The 16,710-nt window shown below is 49.2% G+C and carries 22 protein-coding genes; 18 read left to right on the forward strand and 4 right to left on the reverse strand.

The features are described 5' to 3' along the window. Nucleotides 1-84: 84 nt before the first annotated feature. The gene (locus D5E69_RS03530) at nt 85-303 is read right to left on the reverse strand and encodes a hypothetical protein (RefSeq protein WP_159129182.1); all 219 of its coding nucleotides are present in this window, start codon (nt 301-303) and stop codon (nt 85-87) included. Between the two features lie 81 nt (nt 304-384). Between D5E69_RS03530 and D5E69_RS03535 the strand changes: the two genes are divergently transcribed. The 13 genes from D5E69_RS03535 to D5E69_RS03595 all read left to right on the forward strand — a co-directional run bounded on the left by D5E69_RS03535 (nt 385) and on the right by D5E69_RS03595 (nt 9,224). Then, nucleotides 385-1,167: a class I SAM-dependent methyltransferase gene (locus tag D5E69_RS03535; protein ID WP_159129183.1), complete on the forward strand. Its 783-nt coding sequence runs from the start codon at nt 385-387 to the stop codon at nt 1,165-1,167. Nucleotides 1,168-1,385: 218 nt separating this feature from the next. Next, complete coding sequence (locus D5E69_RS03540) at nt 1,386-1,865, forward strand: DsrE/DsrF/DrsH-like family protein (protein ID WP_048006889.1); 480 nt, start codon at nt 1,386-1,388, stop codon at nt 1,863-1,865. A gap of 17 nt (nt 1,866-1,882) precedes the next feature. Continuing rightward, nucleotides 1,883-2,173, forward strand: coding sequence for a rhodanese-like domain-containing protein (locus D5E69_RS03545; protein WP_159129184.1), 291 nt, complete (start codon nt 1,883-1,885; stop codon nt 2,171-2,173). 48 nt (nt 2,174-2,221) lie between these two features. Then, a complete protein-coding gene (locus D5E69_RS03550) occupies nt 2,222-2,785 on the forward strand; it encodes a sulfurtransferase TusA family protein (RefSeq protein ID WP_159129185.1) in 564 nt (187 codons plus the stop codon). 45 nt (nt 2,786-2,830) lie between these two features. Continuing rightward, nucleotides 2,831-3,958 carry an MBL fold metallo-hydrolase gene (locus tag D5E69_RS03555; protein WP_159129186.1) on the forward strand — a complete coding sequence of 376 codons (1,128 nt, stop codon included), beginning with the start codon at nt 2,831-2,833 and terminating at the stop codon, nt 3,956-3,958. Between the two features lie 18 nt (nt 3,959-3,976). Continuing rightward, nucleotides 3,977-4,204, forward strand: coding sequence for a sulfurtransferase TusA family protein (locus D5E69_RS03560; protein ID WP_048006893.1), 228 nt, complete (start codon nt 3,977-3,979; stop codon nt 4,202-4,204). 518 nt (nt 4,205-4,722) lie between these two features. After that, entirely contained in the window at nt 4,723-5,166 is a 444-nt protein-coding gene (locus D5E69_RS03565) for an HIT family protein (protein WP_249931548.1), read from the forward strand. Next, the gene (locus D5E69_RS03570; protein WP_159129188.1) at nt 5,159-5,965 is read left to right on the forward strand and encodes a PP2C family serine/threonine-protein phosphatase; all 807 of its coding nucleotides are present in this window, start codon (nt 5,159-5,161) and stop codon (nt 5,963-5,965) included. Before D5E69_RS03565 ends, D5E69_RS03570 begins: the two co-directional genes overlap by 8 nt. Before the next feature lie 84 nt (nt 5,966-6,049). Then, nucleotides 6,050-6,310, forward strand: a complete 261-nt coding sequence (locus D5E69_RS03575; protein ID WP_187427180.1) for a hypothetical protein — start codon at nt 6,050-6,052, stop codon at nt 6,308-6,310. A gap of 12 nt (nt 6,311-6,322) precedes the next feature. After that, nucleotides 6,323-6,850 carry a DNA topology modulation protein gene (locus D5E69_RS03580; RefSeq protein WP_159129189.1) on the forward strand — a complete coding sequence of 176 codons (528 nt, stop codon included), beginning with the start codon at nt 6,323-6,325 and terminating at the stop codon, nt 6,848-6,850. After that, complete coding sequence (locus D5E69_RS03585; protein ID WP_048006898.1) at nt 6,847-7,041, forward strand: hypothetical protein; 195 nt, start codon at nt 6,847-6,849, stop codon at nt 7,039-7,041. The genes D5E69_RS03580 and D5E69_RS03585 overlap by 4 nt, the downstream gene beginning before the upstream one ends. 102 nt (nt 7,042-7,143) lie before the next feature. Then, nucleotides 7,144-8,457 (forward strand): sensor histidine kinase, encoded by a 1,314-nt coding sequence (locus D5E69_RS03590; protein WP_159129190.1) that lies wholly within the window; start codon nt 7,144-7,146, stop codon nt 8,455-8,457. Nucleotides 8,458-8,462: 5 nt separating this feature from the next. Continuing rightward, nucleotides 8,463-9,224 (forward strand): response regulator transcription factor, encoded by a 762-nt coding sequence (locus tag D5E69_RS03595; protein ID WP_159129191.1) that lies wholly within the window; start codon nt 8,463-8,465, stop codon nt 9,222-9,224. A gap of 204 nt (nt 9,225-9,428) precedes the next feature. Here the strand turns inward: D5E69_RS03595 and D5E69_RS03600 are convergent, their stop codons facing one another. Beyond that, nucleotides 9,429-10,565, reverse strand: a complete 1,137-nt coding sequence (locus D5E69_RS03600; RefSeq protein ID WP_159129192.1) for an Ig-like domain-containing protein — start codon at nt 10,563-10,565, stop codon at nt 9,429-9,431. 315 nt (nt 10,566-10,880) lie between these two features. Between D5E69_RS03600 and D5E69_RS03605 the strand changes: the two genes are divergently transcribed. Both D5E69_RS03605 and D5E69_RS03610 read left to right on the forward strand, forming a co-directional pair. Beyond that, nucleotides 10,881-11,789: an ABC transporter ATP-binding protein gene (locus tag D5E69_RS03605; RefSeq protein ID WP_159129193.1), complete on the forward strand. Its 909-nt coding sequence runs from the start codon at nt 10,881-10,883 to the stop codon at nt 11,787-11,789. After that, nucleotides 11,782-12,483 carry an ABC transporter permease gene (locus D5E69_RS03610; protein WP_048006901.1) on the forward strand — a complete coding sequence of 234 codons (702 nt, stop codon included), beginning with the start codon at nt 11,782-11,784 and terminating at the stop codon, nt 12,481-12,483. Before D5E69_RS03605 ends, D5E69_RS03610 begins: the two co-directional genes overlap by 8 nt. 31 nt (nt 12,484-12,514) lie before the next feature. On the opposite strand, the gene D5E69_RS03615 is transcribed toward D5E69_RS03610, so the two are convergent. Then, nucleotides 12,515-12,778, reverse strand: coding sequence for a DUF4190 domain-containing protein (locus tag D5E69_RS03615; protein WP_053072204.1), 264 nt, complete (start codon nt 12,776-12,778; stop codon nt 12,515-12,517). Between the two features lie 220 nt (nt 12,779-12,998). Here D5E69_RS03615 and D5E69_RS03620 point away from each other — a divergent pair, with 220 nt between their 5' ends. From D5E69_RS03620 to D5E69_RS03630, 3 genes are all read left to right on the forward strand, one after another. Then, on the forward strand, nt 12,999-13,772 hold the full coding sequence (locus D5E69_RS03620; RefSeq protein WP_249931602.1) for a Cof-type HAD-IIB family hydrolase: 774 nt from the start codon (nt 12,999-13,001) through the stop codon (nt 13,770-13,772). A 31-nt stretch (nt 13,773-13,803) separates the two neighbouring features. Beyond that, nucleotides 13,804-14,655, forward strand: coding sequence for a phosphotransferase family protein (locus tag D5E69_RS03625; RefSeq protein ID WP_159129194.1), 852 nt, complete (start codon nt 13,804-13,806; stop codon nt 14,653-14,655). Between the two features lie 61 nt (nt 14,656-14,716). Then, the gene (locus tag D5E69_RS03630) at nt 14,717-15,196 is read left to right on the forward strand and encodes a MepB family protein (RefSeq protein ID WP_159130316.1); all 480 of its coding nucleotides are present in this window, start codon (nt 14,717-14,719) and stop codon (nt 15,194-15,196) included. Between the two features lie 38 nt (nt 15,197-15,234). Here the strand turns inward: D5E69_RS03630 and bcaP are convergent, their stop codons facing one another. Next, nucleotides 15,235-16,605, reverse strand: coding sequence for a branched-chain amino acid transporter BcaP (gene bcaP / locus D5E69_RS03635; protein WP_048006903.1), 1,371 nt, complete (start codon nt 16,603-16,605; stop codon nt 15,235-15,237). Between the last annotated feature and the right edge of the window lie 105 nt (nt 16,606-16,710).

Raw genomic sequence — 16,710 nt, forward strand, 5'->3', positions numbered from 1 at the left:
AGCGAAGGACCAGACGGGTCCTTCGCTTTTTGGCGCATGGTAACGGTTCCGATGCGTCACTTTTTGGGTGCCCAGGAACCGTCCCTATGCACCACGTCGATCAAAGGCGTAGCGGAACGCGAATGCCGAGATGATGAAGGATGCGATGATCATAAAGGGAAGTACGATAAAAAAGGAGATAACATCCCACTCTGGTGTCAATGGAACCCAAACATCATATGTATATTGAAAGATGTACAAGAGCACACGGAAAATAAAAAATGTGAAGACAAGATAGATCAGTCGCTCCACCCACTTGCGCATAAGATGCTCCTCCTGACGTTGTATGTTACGTATATGGTAAAATATTCTTTATGGACACACAAGATGAAAAGGAGAAAAAGCATGCCGACATACGGAAAGGATTTATTTAAGGGATCAGCGGGCTATTATGCAGCATACCGCCCGGTGTACCCGTCGACGCTGATCCGCACCCTCGTCGACGAATTTTCACTTGACGGGGAAGGGAACATCCTTGACCTTGGCTGCGGACCAGGGACGATGACCGTGAGACTCGCCGACTGGGCGGAGAGGACCGTTGGGATCGATACAGAGCCTGAGATGATAGAGGAAGCGGAGCGCATCCATTCAATGATCCGGAATGGGCAAGTGGAATGGTTCGCGGGCACTTGGGCCGAGTATAAAATGACAAACCCTCATCGATTCAAACTGGTCACCATCGCAAAAGCCTTCCACTGGATGGACCGTGATTCAATTTTGGAGGACCTGTATGACCGTGTAGAAGCGGAAGGGGGTATCGCCATCATCGACAACTATGAACCTGATCGGAAGCTCGAGCCGTGGCAGGAGGTGCTGGACGCAATCATCCGGAAATGGTACGGACAGGAGCGGAGAGCAGGAGATTCAACGTACACCCATCCCGTTGAGCGTCATGAAACCATCATCCGGCGTTCCCGCTTCACCTATGAAGAAATCACCCTCCCACCCTATACGATCCACTGGACGATCGAGTCGATCCTCGGGAACCTGTACTCCACTTCCTACGGAGCGAAACGCTTCCTCGGCGACAACATCATCCCATTCGAGCAAGAAGTCAAACTCGCCCTCGAAGGTCTCGCTCCCTTCACGGAACCCGCGACCCTCAGCATGAAAATAGCAAGGAAGTGACGCGTGTGGGGACGGTTCCGGTGCGCCACTTTTTTGACGCATGAGAACCGTCCCCATGCGCCCCCCCATTTTCTTTGGACATTTTTCGTTGACATACATACCCTGATGGGTATAAGATGTAACTCGTAAGGTTAAAACAGCGGCGAAAGAGATGAGCTGTCATCGTCTTTTTACGCCTTTAAATATACCCCTATAAGTATTTTAGAGGAGGAATTTGAATGTCAGAGAGAAAAAAGACAACTATTGTGCTTTTCAGCGGTGATTACGATAAAGCCATGGCGGCATATATCATCGCCAATGGAGCAGCAGCATACGACCATGAGGTGACGATCTTCCATACGTTCTGGGGATTGAACGCCCTTCGGAAAGATTCAGATATCCATGTAAAAAAAGGATTCCTTGAGAAAATGTTCGGGAAGATGATGCCGAAGGGTGCCGACCGCATGGGATTATCCAAGATGAATTTCGGTGGGGCTGGTAAGAAGATGATCCAACATGTCATCAAAAAGCATAATGCCATGCCGCTGCCTGATTTGATTGATATGGCTCAGGAGCAGGATGTGAAATTGGTCGCTTGTACGATGACCATGGACCTCTTGGGGCTACAAAAGGAAGAATTGTTGGATCAGATCGAATATGCCGGTGTGGCCGCGTATCTCGGAGATGCTGAAGAAGGAAACGTCAATCTATTCATTTAAACTGGGAGGGAATCAACATGATAGAGATCATGCCGAGAGAACTTGAAGCGAAACTGAACGAAGATGTCCATATCATCGACGTCAGGGAAGTAGACGAAGTGAAGGAAGGGAAGATCCCTGGAGCGATCCACATCCCCCTTGGATTATTGGAATTCCGCATGCATGAGCTTGACCGTTCGAAGGAGTATATCATGGTGTGCCGATCAGGCGGGCGAAGCGGTCGCGCGTGTCAGCTTCTCGACAGTCACGGATACAGCGTGGTGAACATGACAGGCGGTATGATGGCCTGGGAAGGAAAGACAGAATAAATTTTTTTGAAATGTAATATACCCATACAGGTAAAAGGAGGACTCATCATGAAAACCGATCAACTACTTGACGCAAAGGGCCTCGCGTGTCCGATGCCAATCGTCAAAACGAAAAAGGTCATGAAGGATATGAGTGCCGGCGAAGTGCTGGAGGTCCAGGCAACGGACAAAGGATCGAAGGCTGACCTTGAAGCGTGGGCAAAAAGTACAGGGCATCAATATCTTGGCCTGATTGAAGAAGGCGATGTACTGAAGCATTATCTGCGAAAATCATCCGACCAGGATGCAGCGGAGCTCTCGTACGAGACCGTTGCGAGCAACGAAGACCTACAGGCTAAGATCGATGCCTCAGAAGATATCACCATCCTTGATGTGCGTGAAGCGGCCGAGTATGCGTTCAATCATATCCCGGGTGCCGTATCCATCCCGATGGGGGAACTTGAATCGCGCCTTGAAGAACTAAAGAAAGAATCAGCCATTTACGTGGTTTGCCGCACAGGGAACCGCAGCGATATGGCCGCCCAAACACTTGTGGCCAATGGCTTCACCAACGTCACCAATATCGTACCTGGCATGAGTGAGTGGAAGGGAAATACGGAATCGGACCACTAAGATAGCAGGAAGTCTATGAAGGATACCAAACAGGAGGGAATCAACGTGTCAGTCAATGCAATGAGCAGCAAAGAAGTCGCACAGAAAGTCATGGATCAGGAAACACTTTTCATCCTCGACGTCCGGAACGAAGACGCCTTTCAGGACTGGAAAGTGGAAGGGAAGAATTTCACCTATCTGAACGTCCCTTATTTTGACCTGCTGGACGGTGTGGAAGATATCATGGACCAGCTTCCGAAGGATCAGGACATCCTTGTCGTCTGCGCCAAGGAAGGATCCTCGATCATGGTGGCTGAGATGCTCTCAGAAGAAGGTCTTGACGTGTCGTATCTCAGCGGGGGCATGAAGGCATGGAGTGAGCATCTCGAACCGGTGAAAGTCGGTGACCTTGCAGACGGAGGAGAGCTTTATCAATTCGTCCGTCTCGGCAAAGGCTGCCTGTCCTACATGGTTCTATCCGGAAGGGAAGCAGCGGTCATCGATGCCACGCGCATGACCTCCGCCTACACGGCATTTGCCGGTGAAAAAGGAGCGAAGATCAAGCATGTCTTCGATACGCACCTTCACGCAGACCATATTTCCGGTGGGAGGATGTTGGCGGAACAAGCAGGCGGATCCTACTGGCTGCCGCCGAAGGACGCAACGGAGGTCAACTTCGACTACAACAAACTCGAAGACGGAAACTCGGTGACGATCGGAACGTCCACCATCGATTTCCAGGCTATGCACACACCTGGTCACACGATCGGCTCCACCTCGTTCATCGTCGATGGTCACTATCTCCTATCCGGGGATATCCTGTTCATCGACTCCATCGGACGCCCGGATCTTGCCGGAATGGCCGAAGACTGGGTCGGGGATCTGAGGGAAAGCCTCTACACACGCTACCGCGGACTGCAGGATGATCTGATTGTGCTTCCGGCTCACTTCATGGTGATCGAGGAGCTGAACGAAGATGGAACCGTTGCACGCAGCCTCGGAGATCTGTTGAAAGAAAACCACGGTCTCAACATTGAAGACGAGGGGGAATTCAGAAAGCTCGTGACCGAGAATCTGCCTCCGCAGCCGAATGCGTATCAGGAAATCCGTGAAACCAATATGGGGAAAGTCACCCCTGATGAAGAAACCCAACGAGAAATGGAAATCGGACCAAACCGCTGTGCGGTCCGCTAAACCAAGGAGGAATAGAGAATGGAATCAGTAAAAGTATTGGATGCAAAAGGATTGGCATGCCCGATGCCGATCGTCAGGACAAAAAAAGAAATGAACACGATCGAGTCAGGAGAAGTCCTTGAAATCCATGCAACGGATAAAGGAGCTAAAAGTGACCTCACCGCATGGGCCAAATCTGGCGGTCATGAACTTGTGAAGCATGAAGAAGACGGAGACGTATTGAAGTTCTGGATCAAAAAAGGATAATGAATGCTAAAGGAAGGGGATATCCCTTCCTTTTCTTATTATGTAAAACCGTGAAGCCAAATTTTGTACAGGGGCGTTCCGTTCCGCTGCGGCTGACCGCTTTCCTCGGGGCGTGCGGCTACGCCTCCAGGGTCTCACCTGCCCGCTATTCCCGAAGGAGTCGGTCAGCCTCCGCTGCACTTCACTCTCTTTATCATTTTAATCCACACATTCAAAAAAAGATTGACGCCACCAGACAATATCCTTACACTATTAGAAAACTTTAACATTTGTAAACGCCATGAACAGGAGTAATAAGGATCAGGGTCTGCCAAGAGAGCTGTCGTCCGCTGCAAGACAGCCATTCCCGTCCCCAACTCGCCTGGGAGCGGATGGAAGGGAATGTCCATCCGGCCGACCACCGTCATCTGGTCCAGAGCGGTTTCCTGTTCGGGAGACCAATAAGAGTGGTACCACGGCCCCGTCGTCTCTTTCCGAGAGGACGGGGCTTTTTGCTATCCAAAAAGGGGGAGAAGGCCGTGTCATGCTTCATCTGTGATAAACATAGAAGCATCATCAAGACCGCCGGAACGACGATTTATGAGAATGAATGGGTGTATGTCGGTCACATCGATCGCAAGGGAAAACCGAACTATGCGGGACATGTGATGATTGACTTGAAACGGCATGTACCGGGCATGGCGGATATGACGGGCGAAGAAGCCGCTGCATTCGGCATCGCCATGTCGCATGTGAGTCGGGCGCTGACGGAGAGTGAAGGAGCGGAGCATGTCTATGCTTTTGTGTCAGGGAATTCGGTCCCTCATCTTCATATGCATCTTGTGGCCAGATACCCAGGGACCCCAGAAGAACATTGGGGCGCCATGGACGTATACGATTGGGAGAAGGCGCCCATGGTCGGGGAAGAAGAAATCGTGGCCCTGTGCATGAGGTTGAAAGAAAGGATGGAATCATATGAGTGAATGGAGCTGGGTTGGAAGCGATGATATAAAGGTAGATGAGAAGGATGTCCTCACTTTTCCAAATGGGATAGTGGTGGGACGCTTCGGAGGGAATTCCGGGGCAGGTGCAAGCAAGAATGAGGACGCCGCTCTCTTATGGGTTGAAGAGGGGGAGTGGGAATTTGCCGCTATCCTTGATGCCCATCAGACGGCTGAGAGCGCATCCCTGGTCGTCGAGACGCTTGAAGGGGAGAAAGAGCGGATTCAATCCATCCTGAAGCAGCCGATTGGCGAGGTGTTCAATCCGTTGCAGGCCTGCATTCTGGATATATTCAGGGAACCTGGATTCCTTGCCCGCTGTCAGGAAGTGCAGGGTGAGACCGCTATCTTATTGGTATGCAGGAAAGAAAACGTCCTATGGTGGTTCTCGATCGGGGACTGCGTGGTCATGCTCCATCATCCCGAACTCGCCGCCCACGGGCAGTACAATCTGAATCAGCGCCATTTTTACGAATGGATCGGCAAGGCAAGCTCGTTCCATGGGGAAATCCCATGCTACGGCACAGGCGTGAGGGAGCTCAGGGAAGGGACGAATACCATCTTCATGACGACGGATGGACTGTTGGAATGTCCGGGAGATCCGTACCCCGGAGGTAAAGAGATCTTTGCTGCGTTGGATGAAAAGTCGGTGGAGGAAGGAGTGGCGGATCTTCTCCACAAAATCGAAGAAAACGGCGTGCGGGATAGCACGACGATTGTGGCATGGAGGATTGATAACCGTTGTGAAGCCACGTGGCCGGGGAATTTGAGAAAGCCATGATGTCCCCCAATTCGCCCCTATGATACAATAATATGGGAATTTACAACAGATAAGAAAGAGGAAGTCATGCTTTATTTACGGTATGTGTTTTATCAGAGTCTGCTGTTTACCGTCATCGTCATCATGAACTATTATCTTGATCCTTACTTGACCCCACCGTTCACGATGGTGGATGCGACCGCCATCTTGGTTTCTCTCTTGGTTCTGTTCGTTGTCATGACGGTGGTGGTGAAGCTGTATCGTCCTTTTAAAGGCGTCCGTTACCGAACGAAGTTTTTCCTTTCGGTGCCGGCGTTTTTACTGGCGATTGCTTACTTTGTACTAGGAGCTTGGCTGTTTTTTTAGGAGGTGCACGGTATGAAGAAGGTAGTGTTGATCGGTTCGGGTGGGTCGGGAAAATCGACGCTGGCGACCCGTCTTGGGGAAGCAATTGATTTACCTGTCTGGCATTTGGACCAGCTGTTGTGGAAGCCGGGCTGGGTTCCGGTCGAATGGGAAGAAGTACATGGAATCCAACGGAAGCTCATTAGCGAAGAGAAATGGATCATCGACGGAAATTACGGCTCCACGATGGAGTTACGCATGGATGCGGCGGATACGATCATCTTCCTGGATCTATCGAGATGGCGGTGCAGCTACCGAGCCATGAAGCGCATGTTCCGCTATCACGGGAAGTCCCGGCCCGATATGCGGGAAGGCTGCGAGGAGCGATTGGACCTGACCTTCCTCAAGTGGATCTGGCAGTACCCGAAGGAGAAGCGGCCGGGCATCCTTCAAAAGCTTGCAGCTTACAGTGAGGAGAAAACCATCATTCATCTGAAGAACCCACGGAAAGTCCGGAACTTCCTGAAGAATGCCAAAACGTATAAGGGGGCATCAGCATGAAGAATCAAAAACTGACGTTCATCGGTTACTTCCTGGTCATCCCCCTCATCTTTTTTGTCAGTACGCTTCTGTGGAGATGGGGAATCAAACGTACAGATATCGGGGTAGTGCTTACCGATGGTCTTGCCATCTTGGGGATTTATTACCTGCTGATCAGTGTGATCGGTTCAGCAAGAGTCGCTCGATCTTAGACCCTGATCTCGTACATAAGGGCGGCGTCATACATAGCATTTTCCCTGATTTTCTGGATCGGGTCATTCCTCAATTAACAATCGCAAATAGTAGGAGACATCATGTATATTCTCGTCAGTACCATCCAACTCATTAGTTTCTTTATCATCTTTACTGCTGTTTCCCGCTATTCGTTCAGCAAAGAGGAATACGCAGGCTATTCTTTAGCTGTCATCGTGATGGGACAGCTTTTTTCATATTTTGTTGGGGTGTGGGGGGCTCTGTCGGTATTCGGGCTGCTGATTTGGATATCCTTCCGCAAAGAAGACAGGCTCACTGCATTAGGTGTTTTTTATGCGGCATATGCCCTCGTGATGAATTCCTTCCTCGGCTTTTTGTTCGCAGATCTCATAGAATGGATCATCGGGTTCGGCTTCCAGGGAGCGACGGCGAATCTGGATTATCTGGTGTATCTGTTGACAGCCTTCTCACCTCCGCTTTTGAATGCCGGAATCTTGTTTCTACTGGGGAACTATGTAGCGCAGGTGAGGATAGAGGAAGTGGAACGTTTCAGCGCGGTGATGCTGATTCCTGTGACTACCTTACTTCTTCTCGTGGTTGCGGCAGCGTATGTGATCCTCACGCTTGTACATGGGGAAGGGAATCGCGATCCGCTTTTGGAAAACGTCCTTTATGGACTTGGTGCCTTGGTGCTCATCGGCTTTGGTTATTTTATCTTTCAATATCGCCATATTCAGCGAAAGCAATTAGAAAAGGCGAGAGAAGATCAGCTTGCCCAGCTCCAGGACTATACTTCCCAACTCGAGAAACTTTATGATGAGATCAAAGGGTTCCGTCATGATTATGTCAATATCCTATTGACACTTGAGTCTGGTATTGTAGCGGGAGATTTGAATGAAGTGAGATCGGTGTTTGAACAGACGGTGAAACCGACGGGAGAACGGATGAAAGGGAATGAGCATAGCCTTGTTCACTTGAAGAATATCCATGTTCCGGAAATCAAAAGCATTTTGGCTTCCAAACTGTTGATTGCCCAGCGTAAGGGAATGAACATAAGTCTTGAGATCCTTTCACCGGTCCGACATATCGATATAGAGCTCATTTCGTTCACACGGATCATCTCCATTCTTCTAGATAATGCGGTGGAAGGGGCGATTCAATCCCCGGAGCGAGAAATCACAGTGGCTGTCATTGAAGGGGAATGGGAGCAAGTATGGATAGTGGAAAATTCCATCGAAGGCTTCGTTGATGTATCGACCATTTTTAACAAGGGGGCATCCACAAAAGGAAGAGAAAGGGGAATGGGATTGTACACAGTAAGAGGGATTTTGGAAGGAATCCCTCTGGCAACGCTGGAAACAAGAATAATAGAACCTCGCTTCCTGCAGACACTGACGATTAGAAAAGAAAGGTGAGCTAGGTGAAAATCTATCTATTGGAAGACAATATCATTCAGCAGCAGCGTTTAGAAGGAATGATCAAGGAAATCTGTGCAGAAGAATCTGTTCCGTATCAAAATCTCGTTGCCACCGGCAGGCCCAGGGACCTTATTTCTTCTCTGCAGGATGCGACTCTTCACACCCTTTACTTCCTTGACCTCGAGATCCATGACGAGGAGCAAAAAGGCTTTGAAGTGGCGAAAGAGATTCGCCGATCAGATGCATATGGAACAATCGTGTTCGTCACAACCCATTCGGAACTGGCGATGAAGACGTTCGAGTACCATATCGGTGCAGTCGATTTCATAGATAAAGGCCTCGAACCAAAAGCATTCCGCAAGCGCGTCAGGGATTGCTTGCTTCTTGCTTCAGAGAGGAGAGGGACCTCAATCCCGTTGGGTATGTTCCGCTATCATAACGGCCAAAGTAGCTTTCAGATACCATTCGCAGAACTTCTCTACGTTGAAACGACAGGTATCCCCCATAAGCTCCGTCTCGTCTCCACAACCCGGATCATGGAGTTCTATGGGGATCTAAAGGAATTGGAGGGGATCGATGATCGTCTTTTCCGTACGCATCGTGGGTATATAGTGAATCTTGAAGCCATCCGTGAAATCGACCGGAGGAATAAGGTGATCCAGCTACATGGAGGATCATCCTGTCTGGTTTCCAGAAGGCTCATAAAGGGATTGTTAGAAGCATGGGAGAGAAGAAGGGGTGAAGGAGATCATTTGAAAAGGTAAAGACTGGAGCACTGAACCGACCCGGTACTCCTTTTAAGACGTCCGGATGGGGACCGAAAACCAGTTCATGCAATCAATCGGCATTCCGATTGATTGGATGGATCTTGATGCATTTTTCAGGATATGGAACTGGCTGGCTTATAAAGAAAGCCTGATTATCCAATAGTGTTGAAATTTCTCACTTCATTATGGAGGAAACCTATTTTATTGGACTTTCTTCTCTATCGTAGTGGAATTTCCATCTCCATCAGTAATAGTGAATTGAATAATTTGGCCGGGTTCTTTGATTCGATCCTCAAGGGGTAGTGTGAAGTTACCATCTTCATCAAGATCAAGTGTCACGATCCAATTTGGTAATTCCGGATCAGTTACCTCAACCTCTGCATTAGGGTCTGTTTTCCCCTCGTAATTTGTTGTATCTAGAGTGATTTCTGGTAGTTCTGTTTCTTCTCTAATTCTATCAGCACTTTGCCGTTCATCCTCAGATGATTTTTCTACTTGTTTTTCAATTTTAGCCGTAACTCCATTGGCTAAAATATAAAACTCAAATGTTTGACCAGCTGCCGGTGATTCATCAAATTCAACAACTATTTGTCCTTCTGGGTTATCATGATCCGCAGATTTCACAAGCAAATCCTGTCTAACCATTTCTCCATCAATCGAGTAGTGGACATTCTCAACCATATCTCCGGTTTCAGCCTCGTAAGTTTTTGTACCCGTTTGAATATCTGGAAGCGAAACTCCTTCTAATAAAGCTTCTTCCTGTGCACTAGTATCAGCGTCACTTTCAATTACTTCCATGCCCTCCTCAGAGGGGTGTACTGGAAGTTCAAAAGTCTGTTCGTGAGGCAGTCCACCTCCGAAGATATATACTCTAATATCATCATTTTCTCTAATTTCTTTATCACTAAAGGATATGGCAAAATGACCTTCTTCTGATACTTCAGGATCAATTGTTTCTTCGTTATGAGGAAATTGAAAACGAATCGAATGATCCGGATTAATCGTTCCATTATAAATTAATGTGTTTTCGTGGATGCCAGGTAGTTCAAGATTCTCTAGTACATCAGGGTAGAGGTCATCAACATACTCCCCCAAAACAGCTAACTCTTTATAATATTCTTCGTCATCTGCTTGATCGGAGGTAGAAGTTTGTTCTGATTTTTCTTCATCAGAGGCATTGCCATCTTCAGTTTGATGATCCGTTCCATTTTCATTGTTTTCTTCCGACCTATTATCACGTTCTTCTGCACTTGTATCTGCCGAGTCATCACCGCTAGTACAAGAAGCTAACAATAAACCCACAATAGTGATTCCCAAAGCCATTGAAAGTTTCTTCATGGAATAATCTCCTCCTCATAAGCAACTTTACTATTACCTTTGTAAAATTAAGGAACTTCATTCATTCTCATTCCCTAAGTTTCAATCCTAAAACTTGAAATTTTACCAATTGATAAATTAAATAATAATATTGTTGTTAGACAGTCCAGTTACATGGAAGAGCAACTTGTCTGGTTTCAAGAAGGCTATTAGAGGTATTGTAGCGGTTATTTTCTTACCGTTCGTGAATTCCAAATGACCATTCATGAATCTTTACTGCAAGCACCATTTACCTCCTCTATGCTGAAAGTACAAATCAATCATGGAGGTAAAGGCATGACACTCGCAATTGAAGTGAACGGGGTATCAAAGACGATCAAAAAAAGAGAGATCATCTCAAATGTCAGCATGAAAGTCCGTGCAGGAGAGATTTACGGGTTCTTGGGACCGAACGGGGCAGGGAAAACAACAATCATGAGGATGATGCTCAATCTTGTGAAGCCTACGGCAGGTACGATCAGCATGAACGGGGAAGTGGTGGACGGCAAATCTGCGTACTTAAAGGAAATCGGGAGTATCATAGAATACCCTGTATTCTATGAGCGTTTGACTGTGGAGGAGAACCTGGTGCTGCACTGCCGGTACATGGGAATCGAAATAAAGGACGGCGTGGATCGGATGTTGGAAAAGGTCGGATTGAAAGGAGCAAAAGATCAGCTCATTTCCGAGCTGTCCCTGGGGATGAAACAACGCCTTGGCATTGCCAGGGCCATCATCCATCAACCGCGGATCCTGATCCTTGATGAGCCGATCAATGGATTGGATCCCATCGGCATAAGGGAGGTACGAGAACTGCTCCTTATGCTTAAGGAACAGGGTATGACGATCCTTATCTCAAGTCATATTGTATCGGAAATTGAATCCATTGCCGATACAATCGGAGTCATTCAAGAAGGGCGCCTGATCAGTGAGGTGAGAATGGAGGAATTGAAGGAGGGAAGTAGGAGCGGCTACATCATAGGAGTAAAGGATGCCGGCACTGCCAGTCAGATCCTGAGTGAAGTGGGAAGGGTCGAGCGAGTGGACGATCGGACCATCATCGTGTTCAACAGTGTCCTGTCCCGTCATGAGCTGAACCGACTTCTCGTAGTTGGCGGGGTTGAGGTAGAGAGGATCGAGAGCAAGGAAAGCAATCTCGAAGACTACTTCATCAACCTGCTTAAGGAGGGAAAACGCCATGCTTAACCTGATGAAACTGGAATGGACGAAGAACCGGCTTTCTCAGTACTGGAAAGGGGTGCTCGTCAGCATCATCCTCATCTTTGCGGCGATGGCCCTCATGGGAATCGGGTCAAACGGGGAAAAAGAGGCGATGTTCCCCGATTATGAGGCATATGAATCCTTAGCAGGCATCTTCGTCCGGATTGTGTTCATGATCTATACGAGCGTTGTCCTGTCCAGAGTGATGATTGAAGAATTCAGGAATAAGACGATTCAGCTCCTCTTTACGTATCCCACCGAGCGAAAGAAAATCCTGAGGGCCAAGCTCCTCGTCGTATTTGGGTTCTGCTTTGTCACCACGGCGACCGCCAGCATCGTCATTGCCCTCCTGACAGTCGGACTGAATCCGATGTTGGAGATCTTCCCAGATGAAGTGACGTTACGAGACATAGCGGGTGATATCCCCGGCATGCTCCTCATGGCGTTCATGATGGGAGGGGTTTCTCTTATTCCTTTATTCTTCGGAATGAGGAAAAAGTCGACTGCCACCACCATCACGAGTGCGGTTCTGATCGGCTTCCTGATCAATGCCACCGTGTCTGATGGAAGCAACCAGACGAGCTTGTTCCAATTCATCGGTGTTCCTGTCGGCATGTGCCTCATCGGTTTTGGCATCGCCTTTCTTTCGTACCGTCGGATTGAAAAAGCAGATCTATAGAAAAGAAGGGCCCGGGGATCCGGGTCCTTCTTCACTGTGGTGAATTGAAAAAGCTGATGACTCCGATAAACAGAAAAAGAATCATCTGAAAGAAAGGACTGCCTGCTCCACAGACGATTCCAGCAATGGCAATTCCCTTGCCTTTTTCACTGCGGACCTTGAGCTGGTTCAGGGACTTTATCCCAATGATCAGGGCTGCAATCCCGATGAGAATCCCGATGAGCGGGATGATGATGGCAATGATGCCAAGGACCAGGCTGGTGATGGCCAATGCGTTGGTTTTGTTTGACTCCATGATAACCTCCGAAAACAGTTGAATATTTTGCAGGTTAGGGACGTTTTTTCGGCTTGTATAATGCCCGCATCCTGCATTTGAAGGCAACAAAACGAAAAGATCCAACCCTCCTGCACTGCTTCTTTCAGTATAAAATAGTGGGAGACTAAGATACAAATAATTACTGTATAAATGTGGTAAAATGGTAGACCGGGAGATGATGAGAGTGACAGATATCAAAATGATTTTCTTCGATATTGACGGGACGTTGACCCATTATGAGGATGGAAGTATTCCTTCGAGCACGAGGGATGCGATAGGGGAGCTTTTGGACCGTGGCATCAGGGTGGTGGCGGCTACGGGCAGACCCCTTTCCATGTGCGGGGAGATCCGGGATCTGGGGATCGAGACGTTCATTACGGCAAACGGAGGGTATGGTATCCATGGCGAAGAGGTGATCTTTCAATCCGTCCTTTCACCTGCGACGGTAGAGGCTGTCTCTTCGTTCGCCATGGAGATTGGGCACGGTCTGTCCTTCTATACAGATTCACTCAGTATGAACGGAATCGAGGAACGGAGGACCATGCCTGCACTCTTTGAAACATTGGGGTTGAAGGACTATCCGCCGGTTGTAGAGAAAATGGAAGAAGAGGTGTATCTCATGTGCTTGTTTGCGGATGATGAATCTATCGGCCGCTATCATAACAGATTTCCCGAATTGACCTTCAGGCGCTGGCATCCCTTCATCTTGAATGTGTTGGAAACGGACGTATCGAAATCCATTGCCATGAAGAAGATACTCGACCATTTTGGACTCCATCCTTCGGAGGCCATGGCATTTGGAGATGGAGGCAACGATATCGACATGCTTCAGCTGGCCGGAATGGGTGTCGCCATGGGGAATGCAGGGGCCGAGTTGAAGAGTGTGGCCGACTTTGTCACCAAACCTTCCGGGGAAGATGGTGTCGCTTTTGCCCTTCGGGAGCTTGGGTTGATTGGTCTCGGCTATTGCTGATAGACAATGAAGAAACGGCAGGTGGAAGAGCATGAACGCTCATCAGTGGTTGGATAAAGTCAATCTTAAAGCTGCTTCTGTGAAGGAAGTACCGGAGTCATTCAGTTCGACGGTGTATAACGTGAAACTCGTGACGGGGGAAACGGTGTTCTTGAAAATACCCCGTTCCGTCCAGAAGCTGAGTTTGGAGAGGGAGATGCTGGAGCGGTTCAAGGGACACTTACCCGTACCGGAAGTCGTCGCCTTCCATGAGGACGGGTTCCTGGTGCTCGAGGCACTGGATGGTGTCCCGGCGACTGGCATGGTGAGTGAGAAACTGGCGTGGGAGATCGGGGAGCTGCTCGCTAGGCTGCATGCCATCCGGGTAGGTCCCGAAGACTACGGAGGTGCCGTGCGGGATGAATTCAGCCGGTGGACAGAGTTCCTTCCTGCGCAGTTCTACTCGTTTGCCGAAGATGCGAAAAAGGTGCTAGACCCTGAATTGTTCGACCTGGCCCTTGTTCGATTCGAGGAGATGAGGAAGGAGCTGCCGCCTCCCGACGGTCCGTCGTTCATCCATATGGATTTCCGCCCCGGGAACATCCTCGTACGTGATGATCACGTGACGGGTCTAATTGATTTTGAGAGCGTACGGATCGGTTCGACGGAGCTGGATTTTACGAAGATCGAGCGGGATGTATGTCAGCGGTTCCCGGGGACACGGGAAGCATTTGAAGACGGATACCGCTCGGTGAGGCCCCTCATCGACCTTGATCGCGTGCTCCCTTTTTACCGTATGACCGACGCATTCAACTCCACTGGCTGGAGCCAGCGTATGGGCCTAGAGAAGAATAGGGACTTTTTTGAGCGGAACGTGAAGATCCTGAAGGAGAGTCTTGCTTGAGGACTGCAGAAAAGGGATGTGGGTGGAAATGAAGGACGTATTGGCATCAAAAGATTTGATCATGGATGCGCTAGAAGTGGCCGGACTTCCACATAGGGTTGAATTCGAGATGGAAAATCAGAATCAGGAATATGAAGGCTTCGTTCTGACACTGGATGATCGGACCTATAGGAGTAGGCGCGCCAGGAAAACGCCCAACAAAAAGGGGTATTTCACTGTCTTTTGGAGAAAGGGAGACGATGACCGTAACCGTCCATATACGCTGGAGGAATGTACGGATCGACTCATCATCACCGTCCTGGACCAAGGAAAGAAAGGGCAATTCGTTTTCACGAAAGAGGTGATGGCGTTGAAAGGGATCGTTACGACCGGCAGCTCAAAAGGGAAAATGGCCATGCGGGTCTACCCCGATTGGGTGACCGGATTGAACCCGACGGCGAGGAAGACCCAGGCGTGGCAATCGGAGTACTTCATTGATTTGTCCGGAGAGGTCGATGGGAGCCTGATTCGCTCCCATTACCTGGGGAAAGATTATACATAGAAAAGGGAGCCGGTTGTGACGGCTCCCTTTTCTTATGCTCATCGATTCAATTTACTGTGGCGGTACCCGTAGCTGAAGTAGAAGATCAGCCCCAGTACGAGCCAGACGGCGAAGCCCTTCCACGTGAATGCCGACAGCTGGAGCATGAGGTATACGCAGAAGATGACCGCGAGCGCCGGGATGACCGGTACCCATGGTGTTTTAAATCCACGCTTGATCTCCGGACGCGTCTTCCTGAGGACGGCGACACCTAGTGACACCGTGGCAAACGCGAACAGGGTCCCGATGCTCGTCAGTTCCGCAAGCTTATCCAGAGGGACAAGACCGGTGAACAGGGCGACGAGGATCCCGGTCGTCCATGTACTCGGAAGGGGAACCTTGGTTTTCGGGCTGACGCTTGAAAGCTTCTGGGGAAGCAGCCCGTCACGGCTCATGGCATAGAATAGACGGGTTTGTCCGAACATCATGACGATGAGGACCGTGGTGATCCCGACGATGGCGCCAAGGGAAATGAAACCGGCTGCCCAGTCCTGGTGGATGAACTGCAGGGCGAACGCAACTGGATCTTTCACATTCAGCATGCTGTAAGGTACGATCCCTGTCAGGATCAGTGATACAACGATATAGATCACGGTACAGATGACAAGGGCAGAGATGATGCCGATCGGAAGATTCCGCTGTGGGTTCTTCACTTCCTCTGCGGCAGTGGATACCGCATCGAAGCCGAAGTAGGCGAAAACGACGACCGCAGCGCCCGAAACGACACCTGAGAAGCCGAATGGCATGAATGGCTGCCAGTTGGAAGGCTCCACGTACCAAACGCCAACAGCGATGAAAAGCAGGACCACAGCCACCTTCACGATGACCATGATGGAATTGAATTTGGCCGATTCCTTTACACCCCGTGATAGTAGAAGGGTGACGAGAAGGACGATGATGACGGCCGAGAGATCAAGATACGTCCCTTTGCCGGGATCGAATGCCGACGTCAAGGCGTGAGGAAGATGGACCCCGAATCCGGTCAAAAGGCTCTGGAAGTAGCCCGACCAACCGCTTGCCACGGCGGATGAAGCAAGACCGTATTCGAGGACAAGATCCCATCCGAGGATCCAGGCGAAGATTTCCCCGAAGGCGACATAGCTGTACGTATAGGCGCTCCCTGATTGCGGAATCATGGAGGCGAACTCTGAATAGCAGAGGGCAGCGAACACACAGGCAAGGCCGGCAATGATGAACGATAGAATGAGTGCTGGACCTGCATATTTAGCCGATGCCACGCCCGTCAGGACGAAGACTCCGGTACCGATGATGGCACCGACTCCGAGCATGGTCAGATCGACTGCTCCGAGTACGCGGTTGAGAGAGCCTGTATTGCTTTCTGTGATGAGTTTTTTCCTGAATAAGCTCATAGTAACCTCCAAAAACCGAATTATTAAACAATTCTATAAATTACTTTTCATAGTGTATAGTCAACTGTCTTGAAAGTAAATATATAAATATTACTATTACCTATA

The organism is Rossellomorea marisflavi (genome assembly GCF_009806575.1).
Lineage (GTDB): Bacteria > Bacillota > Bacilli > Bacillales > Bacillaceae_B > Rossellomorea > Rossellomorea marisflavi_A.